The sequence below is a fragment of the Ruegeria sp. YKSF131 genome (genome assembly GCF_059612645.1).
In genome coordinates, this window is record NZ_JBXWQZ010000010.1 from 1 (window position 1) to 19300 (window position 19300).

Annotated in this window: 16 protein-coding genes and 3 pseudogenes; 11 read left to right on the top strand and 8 right to left on the bottom strand. The window is 56.7% G+C overall.

The window, feature by feature from the left end; all coding sequences use genetic code 11:
* Nucleotides 1-296: 296 nt before the first annotated feature.
* The 4 genes and pseudogenes from AC2FLZ_RS05175 to AC2FLZ_RS05190 all read left to right on the top strand — a co-directional run bounded on the left by AC2FLZ_RS05175 (nucleotide 297) and on the right by AC2FLZ_RS05190 (nucleotide 6250).
* Nucleotides 297-1678: pseudogene (locus AC2FLZ_RS05175) on the top strand (IS1182 family transposase).
* A gap of 326 nt (nucleotides 1679-2004) precedes the next feature.
* The gene (locus AC2FLZ_RS05180) at nucleotides 2005-2952 is read left to right on the top strand and encodes a DMT family transporter (RefSeq protein ID WP_480555852.1); all 948 of its coding nucleotides are present in this window, start codon (nucleotides 2005-2007) and stop codon (nucleotides 2950-2952) included.
* A gap of 266 nt (nucleotides 2953-3218) precedes the next feature.
* Nucleotides 3219-5246 carry an oxidoreductase gene (locus tag AC2FLZ_RS05185; RefSeq protein WP_496881908.1) on the top strand — a complete coding sequence of 676 codons (2028 nt, stop codon included), beginning with the start codon at nucleotides 3219-3221 and terminating at the stop codon, nucleotides 5244-5246.
* Nucleotides 5247-5414: 168 nt separating this feature from the next.
* Nucleotides 5415-6250, top strand: a pseudogene (locus AC2FLZ_RS05190) (IS5 family transposase).
* A gap of 68 nt (nucleotides 6251-6318) precedes the next feature.
* Here the strand turns inward: AC2FLZ_RS05190 and AC2FLZ_RS05195 are convergent.
* Entirely contained in the window at nucleotides 6319-6678 is a 360-nt protein-coding gene (locus AC2FLZ_RS05195) for a winged helix-turn-helix transcriptional regulator (RefSeq protein WP_496881909.1), read from the bottom strand.
* Nucleotides 6679-6902: 224 nt separating this feature from the next.
* On the opposite strand from AC2FLZ_RS05195, the gene AC2FLZ_RS05200 reads away from it, so the two are divergent.
* Genes AC2FLZ_RS05200 through AC2FLZ_RS05210 form a run of 3 tightly spaced genes read left to right on the top strand, consistent with a single transcriptional unit; the run spans nucleotide 6903 to nucleotide 9683 of the window.
* Entirely contained in the window at nucleotides 6903-7679 is a 777-nt protein-coding gene (locus AC2FLZ_RS05200; protein ID WP_496881910.1) for an SDR family NAD(P)-dependent oxidoreductase, read from the top strand.
* A gap of 54 nt (nucleotides 7680-7733) precedes the next feature.
* On the top strand, nucleotides 7734-8885 hold the full coding sequence (locus AC2FLZ_RS05205) for a glutathione S-transferase N-terminal domain-containing protein (RefSeq protein WP_496881911.1): 1152 nt from the start codon (nucleotides 7734-7736) through the stop codon (nucleotides 8883-8885).
* 18 nt (nucleotides 8886-8903) lie between these two features.
* Nucleotides 8904-9683: a methyltransferase domain-containing protein gene (locus AC2FLZ_RS05210; protein ID WP_496881912.1), complete on the top strand. Its 780-nt coding sequence runs from the start codon at nucleotides 8904-8906 to the stop codon at nucleotides 9681-9683.
* Between the two features lie 79 nt (nucleotides 9684-9762).
* Here AC2FLZ_RS05210 and AC2FLZ_RS05215 read toward each other — a convergent pair whose 3' ends face one another.
* Entirely contained in the window at nucleotides 9763-10149 is a 387-nt protein-coding gene (locus AC2FLZ_RS05215; protein WP_496881913.1) for a DUF2267 domain-containing protein, read from the bottom strand.
* A gap of 75 nt (nucleotides 10150-10224) precedes the next feature.
* On the opposite strand from AC2FLZ_RS05215, the gene AC2FLZ_RS05220 reads away from it, so the two are divergent.
* Entirely contained in the window at nucleotides 10225-10620 is a 396-nt protein-coding gene (locus tag AC2FLZ_RS05220; RefSeq protein WP_496881914.1) for a GFA family protein, read from the top strand.
* 11 nt (nucleotides 10621-10631) lie between these two features.
* Here AC2FLZ_RS05220 and AC2FLZ_RS05225 read toward each other — a convergent pair whose 3' ends face one another.
* From AC2FLZ_RS05225 to AC2FLZ_RS05250, 6 genes and pseudogenes are all read right to left on the bottom strand, one after another.
* On the bottom strand, nucleotides 10632-11117 hold the full coding sequence (locus AC2FLZ_RS05225; protein ID WP_496881915.1) for an SRPBCC family protein: 486 nt from the start codon (nucleotides 11115-11117) through the stop codon (nucleotides 10632-10634).
* Nucleotides 11110-11448, bottom strand: coding sequence for an ArsR/SmtB family transcription factor (locus tag AC2FLZ_RS05230; protein WP_480477962.1), 339 nt, complete (start codon nucleotides 11446-11448; stop codon nucleotides 11110-11112). Before AC2FLZ_RS05230 ends, AC2FLZ_RS05225 begins: the two co-directional genes overlap by 8 nt.
* A 154-nt stretch (nucleotides 11449-11602) precedes the next feature.
* On the bottom strand, nucleotides 11603-12358 hold the full coding sequence (locus tag AC2FLZ_RS05235; RefSeq protein ID WP_496881916.1) for an SDR family oxidoreductase: 756 nt from the start codon (nucleotides 12356-12358) through the stop codon (nucleotides 11603-11605).
* A 502-nt stretch (nucleotides 12359-12860) separates the two neighbouring features.
* A pseudogene (locus AC2FLZ_RS05240) lies at nucleotides 12861-12950 on the bottom strand (IS6 family transposase); the annotation flags it as partial.
* 9 nt (nucleotides 12951-12959) lie between these two features.
* On the bottom strand, nucleotides 12960-13388 hold the full coding sequence (locus tag AC2FLZ_RS05245; protein WP_480607809.1) for a transposase: 429 nt from the start codon (nucleotides 13386-13388) through the stop codon (nucleotides 12960-12962).
* A 265-nt stretch (nucleotides 13389-13653) separates the two neighbouring features.
* Complete coding sequence (locus AC2FLZ_RS05250) at nucleotides 13654-14601, bottom strand: LysR family transcriptional regulator (protein WP_480473598.1); 948 nt, start codon at nucleotides 14599-14601, stop codon at nucleotides 13654-13656.
* A 128-nt stretch (nucleotides 14602-14729) separates the two neighbouring features.
* On the opposite strand from AC2FLZ_RS05250, the gene AC2FLZ_RS05255 reads away from it, so the two are divergent.
* The 3 genes from AC2FLZ_RS05255 (at nucleotide 14730) to AC2FLZ_RS05265 (ending at nucleotide 19277) form a co-directional block, all read left to right on the top strand.
* Entirely contained in the window at nucleotides 14730-15734 is a 1005-nt protein-coding gene (locus AC2FLZ_RS05255) for a TAXI family TRAP transporter solute-binding subunit (RefSeq protein WP_496881917.1), read from the top strand.
* An 89-nt stretch (nucleotides 15735-15823) separates the two neighbouring features.
* Nucleotides 15824-18037: a TRAP transporter permease gene (locus AC2FLZ_RS05260; protein ID WP_496881918.1), complete on the top strand. Its 2214-nt coding sequence runs from the start codon at nucleotides 15824-15826 to the stop codon at nucleotides 18035-18037.
* A 1-nt stretch (nucleotide 18038) separates the two neighbouring features.
* Nucleotides 18039-19277, top strand: a complete 1239-nt coding sequence (locus tag AC2FLZ_RS05265; RefSeq protein ID WP_480555838.1) for an NAD(P)/FAD-dependent oxidoreductase — start codon at nucleotides 18039-18041, stop codon at nucleotides 19275-19277.
* Nucleotides 19278-19300: the final 23 nt, after the last annotated feature.

Genomic DNA, 19300 nt, shown 5'->3' on the forward strand with positions numbered 1-19300 from the left:
CAGCGACGCTTGCGCTTCCTGTCTCGGTCCCATCATGGCTGATCCCTCCCTTTAGGAAGAATTGAATCAGCAACTTACCAACCGATCAAGCCCGAGTTTTTCAACAAAATAATCCCTTTCCCCCGACTTCGCCGCCACAGCCTGCCGCTTGCATACATGTTTTACGGAGTGAGGGATCTGGGTTGGTAGTTCCCGAAACTCCAATTTTGACAAAGAGCTGATTCCGTTGAGAAACTCTTCCTTGATCGTGGGGCAACTGGCTGATTCAATTTCGGTATTGATGGAGGCGGATCACGATGATGGGACCGAGGCAGGAAGCGCAGGCGGCTCTGTTTTACGAGTTTTCGCTGGAGGATCATGTCCCGCAAGATCACCTTCTGCGATCGGTTGACCGGTTTGTCGATTTGGGCAGCATCTGCGGTCACTTGTCGGGCTTCTACAGCCACACGGGCCGTTCTCCGGTCGATCCGGAGCTGCTGATCCGTATGCTCTTGTGGGCTATTGTTTTGGTATTCGCTCCGAGCGCCGTCTGTGCGAAGAGGTTCATCTGAACCTGGCATATCGCTGGTTTTGCCGCCTTGATCTGACCGAGCGCATTCCCGATCATTCAACTTTCTCAAAGAACCGCCATGGCCGGTTCCGCGAGAGCGACCTGTTGCGCTACGTATTCGAGGCGACCGTCGCGCGGTGCATGCAAGAGGGGCTCGTCGGCGGCCAAGGGTTAGCGGTGGATGCCAGCTTTATCGTGGCAGATGTCCAAAAACAAAATTCCAGCAATCCGGAAAACTGGGCGGCCCGAGAGATCAACCCCAATGATGCGCCCCGAGCTGTGCGCGAGTATCTCGAAGTGCTGGACGACGAAGCTTTTGGTGCGGCCAGCGAGGTGAAGCCAAAGTTCACCGCCCATGCAGATCCTTCCAGCCAATGGACGGCGGCCCGCAAGGGACCGGCGTTCTTTGCCTATTCCGACAACTACCTCATTGATACCGATCACGGGATCATCGTCGACGTGGAGGCCAGCCGTTCGGTCAAAACCGCCGAAGTGGGTGCCCTGCGCAAGATGATCGACCGGACAATAGAACGCTTTGGACTGAAGCCCGATTGGGTGACCGCCGACACCGCATATGGCTCTGGCGAGAACTTGGCCTGGCTTGCTCTAAATCGGCAAGTCCTTCCGTTCATTCCCGTGTTCGACAAGTCCGAACGCAAGGATGGCACCTGGTCTCGATCCGACTTCACCTGGGACCCGGACAATGACCGTTACCTCTGCCCCGAAGGCAAGGTGCTGAGGCGCACGCGGCAATATCACAAGGACCCGCACAACAAACAGCCACGGACAGGACGCCGTAAATATCGGGCTAGCAAGATGGTCTGCAGTATCTGTCAATCCAGGCAGAAATGTTGCCCCAAGGTAGATGCCCGATCTGTTACGCGAGGGCAGTTCGAGGAGGTCCGTGAGTTTACCAAGCTCTGCGAGGCTTCACCTTTCAACCCGACCGCACAGAGGAGGCGAAAGAAGGTTGAGATGCTCTTCGCGCACCTCAAACGTATCCTCGGGCTGGGGCGTCTTCGATTACGTGGCCCCAGCGGCGTTCAAGACGAATTTACCCTCGCAGCAACAGCGCAAAACCTTCGGAAACCGGCAAAGCTCAAGCCGATGGCGCCCGCAACAGGTTGAGTGGGTGGGCTGGAAGCGCATTGCCGCAAGAAATCAGACCAGTCGCCCCGGTAAGGTCAACAAAACCAACGAGTTCTTCAACGCAATCAGCTCTCAACTTCCATCGGATGCGGCGCAGCATCTGGTCAGTCTCAGCTTTGATTGGTGGCACGCCGGCCCATTCCCGCCATTCCCATCACTTTCCGCACGCTGCAATGCGGCCTGCCGAAGGAGACGTTAGCTGAAGGCGCAAAATCCAATCCAACCAGAGCTCGGGGATTTTGAGACTTTCGCCTGGTGTCGCATTGAGAACAGACACGCATTTGGCGACATTTCTACATGATCAAATGACCACCATTGCTTCCATACCTCAATCTGCGGATCGCATCCTTGCAGGCGTTTCGCTGATGCTTGGATTTTGCCTGACTGCTCCTTTGCTGGATGTGGCTGCGAAACTCGCATCAGCCAGCGTTCCAATTGGGCAGATTACGGCTGCCCGCTTTTTAGTGCAGTGCGCGTTGATGGCACCGTTCATCTGGATAATGGGGCTGCCGTTGCGTGTGGCGCGAGGTGACTTGATGGCACTCGCAATCCGCTCACTGCTTTTGCTGTTTGCAACTTTTTGCTTTATTGCGGCAATCCGTGTGATGCCACTTGCCGACGCTTTGGCTATCGTATTTGTGGCCCCGTTCATTGTCTTGCTGGTCGGCAAGTTTTATTTCGGCGAGGATGTCGGCCCTCGTCGAGTGGGAGCGGCTCTTGTGGGATTTGTTGGGGTTTTGTTCGTTATCCAGCCCAGCTTCGCGGCCTTTGGCGCTGTTGCCATAATCCCTCTTGGTACCGCGGTCGCCTTTGCTTTCTACATTCTTGTGACGCGGGGATTGTCACGCCGGATGCACCCCGTGGCTCTGCAATTCCACACTGGCCTGATTGCCAGTCTGTTTTGCATTCCCGTACTGATAGCTGCCCAAGGTTCCGGCTCCGAGCTGTTCGATCCTGTCTGGCCGGCAGGCCTCGCGCTGTTGTGGCTTCTGGGGGCGGGCTTTTTCGCAACGGTGAGCCACCTGATGATGACCTATGCCCTTTCCTTTGCACCTTCGGCTACATTGGCTCCCCTGCAGTACTTTGAGCTGCCGGTAGCGGCCCTGTTTGGCTATCTTGTCTTCAATGACTTCCCGAACATGCTTAGCCTGCTTGGTATTGCCATCATCATCAGTGCCGGGCTGTACATGATCCATCGCGAAAGGGTCATAGCTAGACAGTTGGTCACTGAGCGCGCAGCACCTCCAATCTAAGACTACACGTGGTCGTGGCCCTTAGCTGACCCTGGTGGATTGAGAGGCATCTATCAGGTCCCCGTCTCTGCTCAACGAGTTTTCCACATAGAAGTCTCTTGGCCGGGTCGCCTTTTCACACAGCTATGTCGGAAGCTGCGAATTCTTGCGTGTTGCTTCCCATGTAAAATACTTTCGAAAACAAACTTCATCGGGCGTGAAATCTGACCAGAGGGCCCGACCTTGAACGGTTCTCTGTCAACAGATTTGGCCGAAGGGATACGAAAGTGGCAAACCTACTTGATCCGTTTCAATTGAAACATCTGGCTTTGCGCAATCGTATCGTAAGCACTTCCCATGCACCGAATTTTGTCGAAGATGGCCATCCCCGGGACCGTTACAGATTGTACCACGAAGAAAAGGCCAAGGGCGGAGTCGCCCTGACCATGGTCGGCGGGTCAACCAATATCGCCCCTGACAGCCCATCAGTGTTTGGCCAGCTCTATGCCGGCGATGACAGTATTATCCCATGGTTCCGGAAACTGACGGATGGCGTACACGAACATGGTGCCGCCATCATGTGCCAGATCACCCATATGGGGCGGCGCACAGCCTGGGATGATGGGTATTGGCTTCCGGTTCTGGCTCCGTCCGGTATCCGAGAGCGCGCGCACCGCGCCTTTCCAAAAGTAATGGAACAAGAGGATATCGACCGGGTGATCCGCGATTTCGCAGCTGCCGCGCGACGCTGTCAGCAGGGCGGGTTCGACGGGATCGAGCTTCTGTCCCACTCACACCTTCTGGGGCAATTCCTGTCCCCACTTACCAACAAGCGCGACGATGACTATGGCGGGACGTTGGAGAACCGCATGTGCCTGAGCCTGCAGGTGCTTGACGCGGTGCGCGCTGAAGTCGGCCCCGAGTTCATCCTGTCGATGCGCATCACCGGTGATGAACAAACCGAAGGAGGGCTGAGTGCCGAAGATTGCATAGCCGCCGCCCGGATGCTGGAAAATTCCGGCCATGTCGACCTTCTCAATATCCTTGCCGGCGCACCCTACGATGATCTTGGTCTGGCCGAGTGGGTGCGCCCCATGGGGTTGCCTGCGGCCCCGCACGTCACCGTGGCCGGACGCATACGTGATGCGGTCGATCTACCGATCCTTCACGCAGGAGGGATTGCGGATATTGCCACGGCCCGTCACGCGGTATCTGGCGGCCATGTCGATCTGGTGGGCATGACCCGCGCACAGATAGCCGACCCCTATTTGGTAGAAAAACTCGCACGCGGGGAAGAAGAGCGTATCCGCCCTTGTGTCGGCTTGGGCTACTGCGTGGACCGTGTCAATCAGGGCAAACCTGCCGTGTGCGGACACAATGCTGCGACGGGACGTGAGCAGACCTTGCCTCATATCATCATCCCCAGCGACACTCGCAAAAAAGTGGTTATCGTCGGTGGCGGGCCCGGAGGGCTGGAGGCCGCGCGGATTTGTGCCCTGCGTGGCCACGACGTGGTGTTGTTCGAGGCGTCGGATCGTCTGGGCGGACAGTTGGGTCTGGCCGCCAAGGGGATGACGCGCAGGCAGGTCTGGGGCGTTGCTGACTGGTTGATTTCAGAAGTGACGGTGCTTGGGGTCAATATCCGCCTGAACACCTATGCCGAAGCCGAAGATGTGCTGTCCGAAGTCCCTGATGTCGTGATCATTGCGACAGGTGGTTGGCCCGGTACCTTAACCATCCCCGGCGGTGACCTGGCAATCTCCAGTTGGGACGTGTTGTCCGGTGAGGTGCGTATCTCGGGCGAGGTGCTATTGTTTGACGAGATCGGCGACCACCCTGCGGCCGTCACGGCTGACGTGCTGGCTGGTAACGGTTGCAGTGTCAATCTGGTGACCCCAGATCGGGCTCTTCTGCATGACCTTGGCCCAACGACCTCTGCTGTCGCATTACGCGATCTGGCCGCTAATGGAGTCGCCTTCACTTGCCTCCAGGAGCTCACCTGCCTTTCGCACGAAGGCGATCGGGTTCTTGCCAGCCTACGTCATTCGTTGACGGGGGGCGTCATTGAACGTCTTGTAGATCATGTGGTCGTTGAACATGGTCTGTCCCCTATGGCCGAACTCTATCACGACCTCAAACCAATCTCGTGCAACCTTGGGCAGGTTGAACACCAAGCGCTCATTGGCGGGACGCTTCCATTTCCTGATACCAATCGGAGCGGTCAGTTCTATTTGGCCCGCATTGGCGACGCGGTTACAAGCCGAAATATGCACGCCGCAATTCTCGATGCCTTGCGTGTTTGTGCACCGATCTGAAAGAAACCAAGCCGCTCTGCCGATTAAGGATGGGAGCGGACTATCAGTTCTGGCTCAACTTATGACAGGAAAGCATCCACTTTCATAGATATCGAACGGCCCTAGGCTCAGGATTCGTTGATTTTCAAAGCTCTGCATGATTCACGGTTCGAAAAACGGAGCGGTGATATGAGCGACCTTTTCTGGCGGACTGACGAGCAGATGGCCAGACTTTCCCCTTTCTTCCCGCGGTCGCATGGCAAGCCGCGGGTCGATGGCAAGAGGGTGCTGAGCGGGATTATCTTCATCAATCGCAATGGGTTGCGGTGGCGTGACGCACCCAGAGAAAACGGGCCGCACAAGACGCTTTATAGCCGGTGGAAGCGTTGGAGTGAGAAAGGTATCTTCGCTCGGGTGATGGCCGGCCTGGCCGGCGAGCACGGCGAGGAAAAGACCGTGATGATCCCCTCTCATCGAAACTGCGTTTCGACTGCCGGGCAGTGGACGCGACCTATCTGAAAGCACATCGTACCGCGACCAGCATGGCCGCGCAAAAGGGGGGCGTGGCCGCCTGATTCACTGCCCGGCAGGCGCATCCGAAGGATGCTGCCGAGAGGGGCCGAACCAAGGGCGGCATGAATACCAAACTGCATGTTATCTGTGACAGCCAAGCGCGACCGATCAGCCTTTTTGTCACCGCTGGCCAAGTCAGTGACTACATCGGTGCGCGAGCGCTACTAGGCAGTATTTCAGATGTCGACTAGCTGCCCAGGGATCGCGGTTATGATGCCGATTGGTTCCGGGACGCGTTGAAAGACAAAGGAATAAGTGCCTGCATCCCAGGTCGAAAGCAACGCAAGACAACCGTGAAGTATGACAAGCGCCGATACAAACGGCGCAACCGTATTGAGATCATGTTTGGCAGGCTCAAGGACCGGAGGCGCGTAGCGACACGTTATGATCGGTGTCCAAAAGTATTCCTGTCCGCAATCGCACTCGCAGCAACCGTCATTTATTGGTTATGAATCCTGACACTAGTTTTTGGCGAAATGACGATCCGTCAATCCCGTAGCAGGCCACCATTGAGCCAATCTCATCTCTCACATTCTAGAAGCCACCAATCGTGCATTGCGTGAAACATCTTGGTCAGGGCTATCGCCTTTTGGGTCGCCGTGTATTCTACCCGTGGCGGCACCTCTGGAAATATCTCGCGCGTCACCAGCCCATCTTCCTCCAGCGCCCGAAGCTGCCCAGTCAGCATGGTCTGCGTGATCCCGTCCACGTCCCGTTTGAGTTCGCCGAAGCGCTTCGTGCCCTGGAAGATCAGAACTTGAAGAATGATCAGTTTCCACTTGCCGCCAATCAAGCGGGCGATATCGGGCATGGGGCAGCGCTCGGCAAAGGCGTCGTTCGATGGCCGTGATTCGTCCGTGACGTTTTTCATGACATTCATGGCAGCCTCCCTAGTACTAATTTGCTACCAACCATTATTTTGTAAGTTTTCTCACAAATCAAACCATTTGTGTGGAAATTCATCGGGTTGCCCCAAGGCGCGACCAGAGAATCGCCGCCAATAGTAGCAAAAACCTGACCAAGTAAAGAAAAACTGCCTTCTTTTCAATAAGTTGCAAAATCCCATATTGATGCAGCGCACACAGGAACAGGGAAGATCAAGCCATGCTTTTGGAAGGGAAAACCGCAATCGTCCTCGGTGTAAACGGGCATATCGGACGCCATGTCGCCGAGCGTTTTTTGCGGGAAGGGGCAATCGTGTTCGGTGCCGGTCGAAACGGCGCCCACTCACGTATCGCTGAAAAACTTGCCGACTACCGAGATCTTGACGCCACCGACACTTCGGCGGTGTCCGACTTTGTGGACGCGGTCTGGGAAAGGCAAGGCCGCATCGATATTGTCGTGAACCTCGCAGGCGTACGACCGTTGGACTATCATCACGGCAACCCAAGCGTCGAGGTTTCCTCCGAGCAGTTCCTTCTGCCACTGTCCGTCGACACCTGCGCTCAGTTCATCTCGGCCAAAGCGGCTTATCCTCACATGACCCGGCAGGGGTTTGGTACGGTGATCTTCAACACCTCGACACTGGCCAAGGTCGGAGCCCCGTGGTCGGCGGCGGCTTCGGCCTCTCATGCTGCGACTGAGGGGTTGATGCGTGTACTGGCGCATGAATGGGGACCGGCAGGCATTCGTGTTCTGGGTGTGCGGTCCGAAGCGATGCCAGAATCGTCAACCATCGATTACACGTTCAAGACGATGGGCGGGCAAATAGGTCTCGACTACGCGGGCATGAAGGATTTTGTCGAGCAGAACAAGACCGCGCTCAAACGCCTGCCATCTGCCGAAGATACCGCCGGGGTCTTTGCTTTTGCGGCGTCCGATCTCGCCTCTTGCATGGCAGGCACCATGCTCAACCAGTCGGCGGGACATATCCTGGAATGATGATATCCGTGCCGCCCCGTAACAATTTCGCACTTGAGGATTAGGACCTGAACCATGACATTGACCATCCACACAATCAGCGGCGCACCGCGACCCTGGCGAGTGCTTGTGGCACTCGCCCTAAAAGGCATCCCTTGGGAACAGCACGTTCTGCAAGCCTCCGCCGGAGAACACAAATCCGAACCCTTTCTGTCGCTGAATCCGCGCGCCACCGTCCCGGTGTTGGAAGCCGACGGCATCGTCATCCGCGATTCAATCGCCGCCCTTGCCTGGCTGGATCGGCGCTATCCCGAGCCTCCACTCTTTGGCGCAACACCGGACGAGGCCGCGCGAATCTGGCAGGTCACCATGGAAGCTTGCGACTATGTGCGCGAGGCCAATCGCGCCGTACTGGTTCCAGTCTTGCTGCAGCGGCTCGACCCGCAGCCGGGCAGCGAAGAAGACAAGGCACTGGTCGGAGCCAGTGAAAAGCTGCATGCTGAATGCCGCTGGCTTGAGGGTCTGCTGGCAAATAGTTCCTATTTGGTTGGGAATACGCCGAGTGCGGCAGACGCGGTCGTTTTCCCGGAAATCCGCCTTATCCAGCGGGCGGTCGAGAACCACCACAAGGTAATGGACCGGCTTGGTTTCGGCTATCCGCCTGATCTTTATCCACGGGTATCCGAGTGGAAAGCCCGGATGAGAGAGCTTCCCGGTATTGAGGACACGTTGCCTCCGCATTGGAATGAACAGGAGGCAGTACCTTCCATGCGAAACTATAAAAAGTCTCTCACGGTCGCGGCCACCCCGGAACAGGTCTTCGAAGCACTGACGAAAGGGTTCGAACACTGGTGGACCACACCTGATCAGCCGATCCGGAAAGAGGGCGACCGGGCCAAGTTCACCTTTCCGCCGGGCCGGTCGTACTGGACTTTCGAAGCCAGGCGGCTTGTTCCCGGAAAACTGGTCGAGTTGGAATGCGTCGAGGCGCTGCACCTGCATGAAGGCAAGCCCAAGGAGATCGAGACAGAATGGCTCGGCACGCGGACGATCTGGACCATCTCGCCCGAAGAAAACGGCGCGCGAGTTCGTTTCGAACATGTGGGGCTTTCACCAAGCCTTCTTTGTTACGAGGTATGCGAGGCCGGATGGGACAGGTTTTTTGTCGACAGCTTAAAGGCCTATCTCGACACCGGTACGGGTATGCCGCACCGCCCACCGGTTTGAGTTTCGGCCGTAAGGACAATGGAAACTGGCTGTTTGGCAGTGAACAACGTTGACCAGATGACTATGGGGCTGCTCGAAGCGGCAGGTATCGGTTCGGGCATGCGCGTGCTTGATATCGGCTGCGGCACCGGCGCGGTGTCATTCATGGCGGCCGAACGGGTCGGATCGCACGGTCAGGTGATCGGTCTTGATCGGGACGCAGGCGCATTGCAATTGGCACGCGCCAGACGGGCCGAGTTGGGTTTGCGCAACGTCACATTCTCTGAAGGAGGTTTTGACGCGACTGGAATCAGGGACGAGACCTGCGACGCCACTATCGGACGGCGTGTGCTGATGTATCAGCGAGATCCCGTGGCAGCGGTAAGCAGCCTTGCCCGCGTCCTCAAGCCGGGTGGTCGCGCCGTGTTCCATGAGCATGACCTGGCCACAATCGAACAGGTCGGAGCGCCTTGGCCGCTGCATGATCGGGTCCGTGGCTGGCTTCGCGATATGCTGTTGGCCGAAGGCGCCGACATCCACATGGGCAGCCATATGCACGCCGTTCTTTCGGAAGCGGGACTGGAGGTGGAAGCGATCCGTGCCGAAGCGAACCTTTTGACACCCTCGTCTCGCTATCCGGTTGCTTCGATTGTCCGCGCGGCGCTTCCGCGCATTGAACGATACTCGATTGCATCGAAGACTGACATCGACATCGATGCCCTTGAAGACCGGCTTGCCAACGAGCGGCGGCAGTCCCGTCCAACCTGTGTTTGGGAAATCGTTTATTGCGCCCAGGCCCGGAAACGACGTTCTGCTTGATGGCCTGAAAGGTGGGGTCGCAACCTAGTGGCCCTTATACGCGACTCTGGGTTCCTCTCAAAGCCGGGCGACTTTTTGCTTAGATAATACGCTGTTCCAGTTCAGATGGATCCGAGACTTCGACGTACCAGAAATCACGGGCCTCTGGGGGCAGCTTGTCGAGCACCCGCTGGAAATTACGCGCGTTTTTGTGCCGCCGCAATGCCCAGGCGGCCGCTTGGATGGCATTATCGGGAGTGAGGTTGTGATGTTTTCGGACGGCCTTGACTTCTTCGACAAGAGAGGCGCGGTCACCAAACGGAAGCGGTTGATCCGAGATGTCCCAATCCTTCACGAAAATCGCCCGGGGAACGCACGGGAGCACACTGGCGAAATCTAGCTCCTCCTGGGCGGTTAAGCGCCCTCGAAACACCTGAAATACCACATCAAGTGCGGTATATGTGTTGTTGTCAGAATCCAGGTACATTCTTCATCGCACAAACACCATTGTTCACTTAATGCTCTCATCAAGGTTGTCTGTTTGATACGAAGGAATCGTCTTATGATTCAGGGAAGCTGTTGCTGTGGGGCGGTAAGATTTGAGCTTTCGTCCGAGCCGTCGATGATGGGCACCTGTCATTGCTCGCGCTGCCGCAAGGTTGGCGCCAGCGTCATCGTCTTCGTGAAGAAGGAAGACCTGAACTGGCTGCAGGTAAAGGAGCATGTGGCGACCTATCGGCCCGCTCCGCCCTACAAGTACGCGCGGTGCTTCTGCAGGTTCTGTGGCACGTCGCTTGGGGAAATCCTCTCGGACGATAACAGTTTTCCGATTGCCGCGAATGCTCTGGATACGGAGTTCGGCGTCAGAAACCAGTTTCACGAATTCGTCTTTGAAAAACCGGACTGGTATGAGATTTGCGATGACGCCCCGCAGTCTGATGGCCATCCACCGTCATAGTCTGGATCGAGTCAGGGCGCGCCCTCAACGAGCGTCATGAGCTTCTCGAATGCCTGGGTCCAGCCGCTTTCGCCCGCTGATCCCTCGGGCACACCGATATGGATCATTGTCATGCGTGTCTTGCCGTCCGCTTCCGCCAGGTCCACAATGACGTCCGTCACGTCCGGCGTACCCTCGGGCATTCCCATGCTGGAGGGCGGAATGAGGATGCCGTCGGCATCACACATGCTCTCGGTATAGACCAGGCGGGTGGGCGCCGTGACCTCTTTGTAGACGCCGATGAACCACATGGACATGGTCCGGTCGGGCGTCTTCATCTCCATGCAGATCTTGCGCTGCCCGCCAACGACGACATCCATTTCCGCAAATGGCACGGTCATGCCCATCGGGCCATACCATTGTTTGAAGAGCGCCGGATCGGTCCACATATTCCAGACCGCATCGATTGACGCCGCAAGCTCGCGTTCGATGCGAACCCATCTTTGAACTTCATTCATCGGAAATCTCCCCGATTTGCTTCAGGACGTCGGCCATGGCATCGAACCTTGCCGCCCAGATATGACGGTATTGTTCTGTCCATTCGGCGATGGCCTCCAGCGGTCTTGCATCCATCCTGCAAGGTCGAAACTGAGCGTTCTTACCGCGTGAGATGAAGCCTGCGTCTTCCAGAACCCGGATATGCTTCGATACGGCCGGCAAACTCATTGCGAACGGTTCGGCCAGTTCGTTCACGGTCGCCTCGCCCTGTGCTAACCTCGCAAGTATGGCTCGCCGTGTCGGATTGGCGAGGGCCGAGAAAGCCGCATCAAGCTTGGTCTGGTCAGTCATACGTACTTTATTAAACCAGTAGGTTAATAAATCAACTGGTAAAATAAGAAATTCGGAGTGACCGGCCTTGGCAACAGGCGTCACGCAGCAACGCAATCCCCACCGAACGGGCCGAATTGAAGCCGTTGGCCATAAGAAGGCCAACGGCAAGATCTCAGAGCAGCCGGACCGACATGCCGCCATCGGCGACGAGTGGCGTCCCGGTTACGAAACTCGCCCGGTCCGATAACAAGTAGAGTGCAGATTGGGCAATCTCCTTTGGCTCGGCAAGGCGTTTTACCGGATGCAGGCCGGCGATGAATGCATGCGTGTCGGGATCGTCGCCAGCCATCGCCGTCATCGTTCCCCCGGGAAGCACGGCGTTGACGCGAACCCCATCCCCGGCATGTTCCGATGCCAGCGCCTGTGTGAAGCCGATCATCCCTGCCTTGGATGCGGCATAGGCGGCCATCCCCGGCATGCCACCATTGCTGAACCCGACGAATGAGCTGGTAAAGACTATCGACCCTTTTCCTTGCGCGGCCATGACCGGGATCTGGGCTTTCGCCGCGTAGAACGCGCTGGTCAGGTTCGCAGCGATTACCGCGTCCCAGTTCGCCGTGCTCATCGTGGAGACCGGGCCCATGTCGCCCATGATGCCCGCATTGTTGAAGGCACCATCGACCGCGCCGTATTTGTCCAGCGCAAGCGCCACCAGCGCCTTCGAGTGAGCTTCGTCAGTGACATCCCCGGCAAGGCAGGTTGCCCTGCCATTGCTTTGAGTGATCTGCCCGACCAGCTGGTCCAGTTCGGCCTGCCGCCGCGCACCGAGGATGACGTTGGCGCCTTCGGCGGCAAAGAGCAGCGCCGCGGCTGCCCCGATGCCATTGCTTGCGCCGGTGACAATGACGGTCTTGTTCTTCAGTTCCATGATCATGCCTTTCAACTTATTTGCATGACCATGGGTCTATCGGGCCGACCGCCGGCCAATCGACCCGTTTCTTGCTACTGGCACGGGTGTGGGACCCAATGCGCAAGAACCGGGTCGTGGGGTGCTGAGGATCGGGCGGGCACGAGACGATGGCGGGCGGCCAGCGCGGGGCCGCCTGCGCCACGGCCCTGCCGGGCTTTCCCGGCTCGCCCTAACTGGCTGGACTTAAATCCAAAGCCCGGTGCGGTATGCCTCGCACGGTATCGAGATAGGCTTTGAGGCTTTCGACGACGAAGCGGTCCCAGCTGGCCTCGCAGACCTCGTGGCTGTGGAGATTGGGCGCAAGACGCACATGTTCGAAGCGGACCACGGCACTGTTCTCGGTACGAGAGATGTTCCAGATCGCGCGAGTGCCGAGCCATTCGGTCTCGGTTCCTCTGGGCTCGCCTTCGTGTAGGTGCAGGGCCTCGACACGTTCCAACTCCACCAGTTTGCCGGGGACAAACCGATGGTATGTCCTAACCGCGTAGGCAATGACCTCGCGAGGGTAGCGAAAGCCCTTCAGGCGCAGCATGCCGGACGGAATGTTCATTCATTGCCTTTAGTCGTCGTCGAAACGCCAGACAACTTGGCAATACCGGATCAACAGATCTCGTGCTTTGAAGGCCAGGGCCACTGCTTGATTGTCTTCGCTGCGGACCTGCACAAACTGCATCGTTGATCGCAGCGCTGCCTCGTACATGGCCTCAGCGTCAATCGCATCACTCTTGCTGCTTTTCACAAACGGTTTGATATATTTGGGCGCGATCAAACGAAACGTATGTCCGAGGGCTGCAAATTCTCGCCCCCAATAGTGGCTCTCGGAACAAGCCTCCATGGCAATGGTGCACGTCGGTAGTGTAGCAACGAACAATAGAAGGTTGTTGAGTCTGAGTTGTTTGCGAAAACTACTTCGCCCGAGGAACTTGCACCCGTGAAGCTGAAACACATTTTTCGCCAGATCTATGCCAACAAGCTCCAAGTCCGCCATTTTGCTAACCACTTGGTGGAATCCATCTCCAAAACCTATCAGATGAGAGATCAGGGGATGTCCATTCCATCAGATACCTATACAATATCACAAGATGCGGCATGCTGCTCGAATGATAGTGAAGCGCAGGAAGCGGACGTTGCTAAGCGTGGCGGTGGGCCCATTGCGGGGTTTCGTGATTTACTGCAATTGATCCAAACCGGAGTTCCGTCTCGACAGTATCGTTTTGTAACGTCCAAGCTATCCAGTTCTGTTAGCTACTCGCTTAATCTATCCCCACTACAATAGGTTTGGCTTTCACCTCTTCCAACATCGACAAAACTTCGGCTTTCCAACCCGCTTTGATCTTCAAAGCCAATTGAGACGGTGGTCGGTGGTCGGGCACAAGGGTTGCATACTCGTATCTTAGCGGTTTTTCGAACGGTAAGAATACAACCTTTCCATTAGACAGGTTCAGCTCTTGTTCAGTGGCAACGGTCAATGGGTCCATGATCGAATAACACTGTCCTGAACTCACAAAGGGTATCAAGGGAAGAAAGTACTGACAGGTCACCGTTGGATTGTAATTCGCGGATACATCCTGAAACTCTTGCCGAATTTTGCGCTGAAACGGGTGCGCGGCATGCAATCCCCCCATCGGGGCTCCGTCAAGATCGGAAATGGAAACGGTCATGCGCGAAGCAAGCGGGCTGTCACGATCAACGGCGCAAAAACAATCTGCCTGGATCAGTTCTGTTGAATACTGAGGCTCTTTCCCGGCCGAATACTCGAAGTCAGCGAAGCCGAAATCAATATTCTGCGTGCCCGCAAGCTCCATGATCTGAGGCGAACTGCGCGTAGATAATGTGATACGTATCTCGGGGTTCTCGCCGACCGATTGGCTGATGAAACGCGGGAAAAGAAAGGCGGACGGGCCTGGCATTGTCGCGATATTCAGGCTGCCGGAATGCCCCTTGATCAATCCTTCCATCGTGCTGGAAATTGTCGCAAGGCGGTCCAGAATGCCTGCGGTTTCGGCCAAAAGGTAATGTGCTTCGGGGACAGGTACCAATCGCCGTCCCTTTCGCTCGAACAGTGTCAGGCCAAGGGTCTTTTCAAGATTTTTCAAGGCCAGACTGATCGCAGGCTGGGTGCGGTTCAGTTTCCTGGCGGTTTGAGAGATGGAGCCGGTCTCCATCACCTCACGGAAAACGGTCAGTTGCGTAAGGTTCATGAGTCATGTATAAGCTAAACTATAGTTTTGTGAAATATAATAAATTTGTCTTTATGCAATTTGCCTCTACGCTTGCAGGATCGAAATTCGGCCAAACCGAATCTGACCATCCAAAAAGGGAGATGATGATGAAATTTGTGAAATGCTTGACCGGACTGGCTCTGGCGGGCGCGCTTGCCGCCCCTGCGCTGGCGCAGGACCCAACGTTTTTCCGCATCGGGACCGGTGGTGCAGGCGGAACCTACTTCCCTATCGGAGGTACCATCGCAAACGGTATCTCCGCCCCTCCGGGCTCGCGCCCCTGTGAAGAAGGCGGCCAGTGCGGTGTTCCGGGCCTGATTGCAATCGCACAATCCACCACCGCTTCGGTCTTCAACAACGCCGCTGTTCAGAACGGAGAGCTTGAGGCCGGTCTGGCCGCTGCAGACGTCACCCGTTCGATGTATCTGGGGGAAGGCAAGTTCGAAGGCAAGCCGCATCCCAAGCTGCGCATTGTGGCAAACTTGTTCCCGGAGGATCTGCATCTGGTTCTGCCTGCAGGACAGACGATCAATGATCTGGGCGATCTGGAAGGCAAGCGTGTAGGTATCGCGCAAGCCGGTTCCGGTACACAAGTTGCCGTGCTGCAGATGCTGGATGCCTGGGGCGTAAACCGGGACAATATGGATGAGGCCGAGCTGAATAACAGCCAGAGCGCAGAGCGTTTGGCGGATGGTCAACTGGACGCCTATTTCTATGCCGCAGGTTGGCCCGTTGCGGCGATGGTTCAACTGTCATCGACCAAGGGCATGAACTTGCATTCCTTCAGCGACGAAGATCTGGCGAAGATCAACGAGATCATCCCGGCCTATATCCCCTCGGTCATTCCGGGTGGCATCTATGATGGGATCGACACCGAAACCAAGACCCCTGCGGTTAGCGCGATGCTGGTTGTCTCTTCGGACCTGTCCGAAGATCTGGTCTATCAGCTGACCAAGGCGCTTTGGAATGACAACACGCGCAAACTGCTGGACAACGGCCATGCCAAAGGCAAGCAAATCACACCTGATACGGCACTGGACGGCGTAGAGGCACTGGGTGTTCCGCTGCACCCGGGGGCCGAGAAGTTCTACAAAGAAGCAGGCCTACTTTAACCTACCACTCACAAAACTGACCTGCAGACGCGATGCCTCAATGGGGGCATCGCACTGTCAAAATGCACCAATATGACAGGGAGGCCATCATGTCCGAGACCCAGCAACCTGATGACCGCGAACTGACGGCCGAAGAACTAGCTGCAATTGAGGAACAGTTCGACGAAGGTGCCGCTGTACGTGAAGTTTCGCCCACCACGGGCAAGGTATTGCGCGTCGTCGCCCTGATCTTTGCGTTCTACGAGTTTTTCACCGCCGGGTTCGGCCTGCCTGCGGACCATTGGCACATGGGTATCTACTTGGCCCTGCTGTTCATCCTGGTTTATGCCACCATCCCTATTTTCGGCGCCAAGAGCCTTTATGCACTCAAGGTCAGCCGATTTCGCATTGGGAATGTCCCTCTTTACGATTTGGTTTTCATGGCGCTTGGAATCGTTGCTGCGCTTTATGTTGGCGTTGCATGGCGCGGCATTCCCTTTCTTGGGATCGAGGAACAGACATTCCGCATGGGTAACCCCAACACCTACGATGTGATATTGGGTGTGATCATCATCCTGCTGGTACTGGACATCGCGCGCCGCACTTTGGGCTGGGTGCTGCCGCTGATCATCTGCGTCTTTATCTCATATGCCCTGCTTGGGCCGTACTTCCCCGGCTTGTTGCAGCATCCCGGTGTAAACTTCAAAACCTTCGTGTCGTCGATGTACTTTCCGCAGGAAGGCATCTATGGCGTCACGCTTTGGGTCGTTTCGACTATCGTCTTCCATTTCGTTTTGTTTGGTGTGATCGCGCAGCGCACCGGGTTGGGAAAGTTGTTTATCGACAATGCCACCATTCTGGCGGGTCGCTATACAGGTGGTCCGGCCAAGGTGTCGGTCGTATCATCGGCTTTCTTTGGAACGATCTCAGGGTCCTCGGTCGCCAACACGGTTTCAACCGGCGCGCTGACCATCCCGAACATGAAACGCCTGGGCTACCCCGGCCATTTCGCGGGCGGGGTCGAGGCTGCTTCCTCGGCGGGCGGCCAGATCACGCCGCCCATCATGGGGGCCGCGGCCTTTATCATGGCCGAATTCCTGGAGGTGCCTTACACCACTATTGTCATTGCTGCGATCTTCCCAGCGCTTCTGCACTATATTGGCGTCTTCGCGGTTGTGCACTTGATGGCGCGCAAGCTGAACCTGAAGGGTCTGACAAAGGAACAATTGCCGCAACTCAAGGCTGTCTGGGCTGAAGGTTGGGCTAATATCGTGCCCTTGATTGGCCTGCTGGTGGTGCTGTTTACCGGTTACACGCCATTCATGTCTGCCTTCTGCGGCATATCGCTGGCGGTGATCGCGGGTATGTCGCGTATCAAGCAGCCACCAACGCTGATTTACGCGGCGGCGTTTCTGGCCTTTGTGTTATGGAAGTTCTCGGATGGCGGGTTCGACCTGACAATGACCGCGATACTCTGCGCGCTGTCTGTGACTGCCACACTGAACCCGCAAAAACGTATCGAAGTGCCCGAGATGCTAGCTGCTGTCGAACTGGGCGTAAAATACTCGCTGGCGGTGGGTGCCGCTGCCGCCGCTGTGGGTATCGTTGTGGGTGTGATTAACACCACTGGTATCGGCTTTCGTATCGGATTTATGGTCACGCAAGGGGCAGGTAATCTGGCGGCGGATCTTTATAATATGATCTCGTTCGGCAGCTTCCAGCTGTTTGCAATCGAAGACCTGCAACTGTTCATCTCCCTGATCTTCATCGCTGTCGTCTGCATTTTGATGGGGGCGGGTATTCCAACCACCGCGCTTTACATCATGCTGGTTTCTGTCGCGCAGCCCGCGCTGGCCCAGTTGGGTGTTCCGCCCATCGCAAGCCACCTGTTCGTGCTCTACTACGGCGTGGTGTCCGAAATTACGCCTCCGGTCTGTACATCGGCTTATGCGGCGGCTGCGATCGCCAACTCAAATCCGTTCCGCACCGGGCTGTCCGCGTTTACGCTCGGGTTGGGCAAGGTGATAGCGCCGATGGCATTCGTCTATGCACCGGTTTTGTTGTTCGTATCCTCCACCGGGTTCGATTTTTGGGAGTTCACATACACTGCGGCAAGCTGCATAGCGGGGGTCATCGCCCTGTCCGCGGCGGTCGTCGGTTATTGGCTGCAACCGCTCAACGTATTGTCTCGTATTCTGATGGCTTTTGCCGGGATCATCTTCGTAGCGCCCACGATAACGGCTGACCTGATCGCGCTGGCAGTAGCGTCACCCGTGATCGTTACGCAGTTGATCGCCCGCACCCGAACTCAAGCAACGGCCTGACATGTCTGAACGTGTAACCATTATCGGCGCCGGGATCGTCGGCATCTGCTGCGCCCTGTCATTGCAGGAACGTGGCAAAACCGTGCGGTTGATTGACCGGGGAGAGCCCGGGCAGGAGACCTCATTCGGCAATGCAGGTGTGGTGTCTCCCTGGTCGATCATTCCCCAGGCCGTTCCCGGCATTTGGAAGAAACTTCCTCAAATGCTGTTGGATCCGAAAAGCGCGTTGTCGGTCCGGACATCCTTCTGGCCGAAGATGATCCCGTGGGGGCTGCGCTTTCTGGGTAAGTCCAGCGAAAAGACTGTGCGCGAAGTTTCGGATGCGATGGAGATTTTGTGCCGTCCGTCCATTGATCTTTATCGTCGGCACTTGCAAGGCACTGGGCACGAGAACCTGATCGTCGACAGCTACTACATTCACGCGTTCCGCAATCCGGAAGAGGCCAACCTAGACGGGCTTGGCTATCTGATCCGTCGGGAAAAAGGTGGTGAGTTGGAGCGTGTTGACGGTACTGAACTACGGCGCCTGGAACCTGCACTGTCCAATGAGTTCAAGGCTGCAATCGTGATCAAAGGCCAAGCGCGCGCAACTTCACCGGGGCGTTTAGGCGCTGTTCTGGCCGAAAAAGCGCGTACCCAAGGTGCCGAATTCGTGCGGACCGAAGTCACCAAGATTAGTCGCGCCGGGGAAAGCGGATGGCAGATTTCCACGTCGCAAGATTCGTTGCACGCGCACCATGTTGTACTTGCCGCCGGGGTGTGGTCTGCCGACCTGCTGAAACCCCTCGGACTACCGGTACCGCTTGTGGCTGAGCGGGGGTATCATATCGAGTTCCCGAGCCCTTCGGCTGTGCTGAACAATTCCGTCATGGATGTGGATGCAAAGATCGTCGCAAGTTCGATGTTGGGCGGACTGAGGGTTGCCGGCACGGCCGAGTTTGGCAGCGTAGACGCACCAGCCAACCCGCGAAAAGAAAAGATACTGACCGATCAGGCCAAATCTTTGGTGCCGGACCTTGATACAGGTGGGGCGAAGTTCTGGATGGGACGGCGCCCCTCATTTCCTGACAGCCTGCCTGCGATTGGGCCGCTCAATGGCAAAGACGGGCTCTACGTTGCGTTCGGGCATTCTCACTACGGCCTGATGATGGCACCGAAAACGGGGGAACTAGTGGCGGATCTCGTGTCTGACCGCAGTCCAAATATCAGTTTGGACCCATTCTCGCTGGCCCGATTTTAGATCTCTAAGTCAAAAGGACCCAA

Bases quoted from the DNA above. Each gene is read 5' to 3' on its own strand.
- AC2FLZ_RS05180 (WP_480555852.1), top strand. From the start codon at position 2,005: ATGACCACCATTGCTTCCATACCTCAATCTGCGGATCGCATCCTTGCA.
- AC2FLZ_RS05195 (WP_496881909.1), bottom strand. From the start codon at position 6,678: ATGAATGTCATGAAAAACGTCACGGACGAATCACGGCCATCGAACGAC.
- AC2FLZ_RS05200 (WP_496881910.1), top strand. From the start codon at position 6,903: ATGCTTTTGGAAGGGAAAACCGCAATCGTCCTCGGTGTAAACGGGCAT.
- AC2FLZ_RS05205 (WP_496881911.1), top strand. From the start codon at position 7,734: ATGACATTGACCATCCACACAATCAGCGGCGCACCGCGACCCTGGCGA.
- AC2FLZ_RS05210 (WP_496881912.1), top strand. From the start codon at position 8,904: ATGGAAACTGGCTGTTTGGCAGTGAACAACGTTGACCAGATGACTATG.
- AC2FLZ_RS05215 (WP_496881913.1), bottom strand. From the start codon at position 10,149: ATGTACCTGGATTCTGACAACAACACATATACCGCACTTGATGTGGTA.
- AC2FLZ_RS05220 (WP_496881914.1), top strand. From the start codon at position 10,225: ATGATTCAGGGAAGCTGTTGCTGTGGGGCGGTAAGATTTGAGCTTTCG.
- AC2FLZ_RS05225 (WP_496881915.1), bottom strand. From the start codon at position 11,117: ATGAATGAAGTTCAAAGATGGGTTCGCATCGAACGCGAGCTTGCGGCG.
- AC2FLZ_RS05230 (WP_480477962.1), bottom strand. From the start codon at position 11,448: ATGACTGACCAGACCAAGCTTGATGCGGCTTTCTCGGCCCTCGCCAAT.
- AC2FLZ_RS05235 (WP_496881916.1), bottom strand. From the start codon at position 12,358: ATGGAACTGAAGAACAAGACCGTCATTGTCACCGGCGCAAGCAATGGC.
- AC2FLZ_RS05245 (WP_480607809.1), bottom strand. From the start codon at position 13,388: ATGGCGGACTTGGAGCTTGTTGGCATAGATCTGGCGAAAAATGTGTTT.
- AC2FLZ_RS05250 (WP_480473598.1), bottom strand. From the start codon at position 14,601: ATGAACCTTACGCAACTGACCGTTTTCCGTGAGGTGATGGAGACCGGC.
- AC2FLZ_RS05255 (WP_496881917.1), top strand. From the start codon at position 14,730: ATGAAATTTGTGAAATGCTTGACCGGACTGGCTCTGGCGGGCGCGCTT.
- AC2FLZ_RS05260 (WP_496881918.1), top strand. From the start codon at position 15,824: ATGTCCGAGACCCAGCAACCTGATGACCGCGAACTGACGGCCGAAGAA.
- AC2FLZ_RS05265 (WP_480555838.1), top strand. From the start codon at position 18,039: ATGTCTGAACGTGTAACCATTATCGGCGCCGGGATCGTCGGCATCTGC.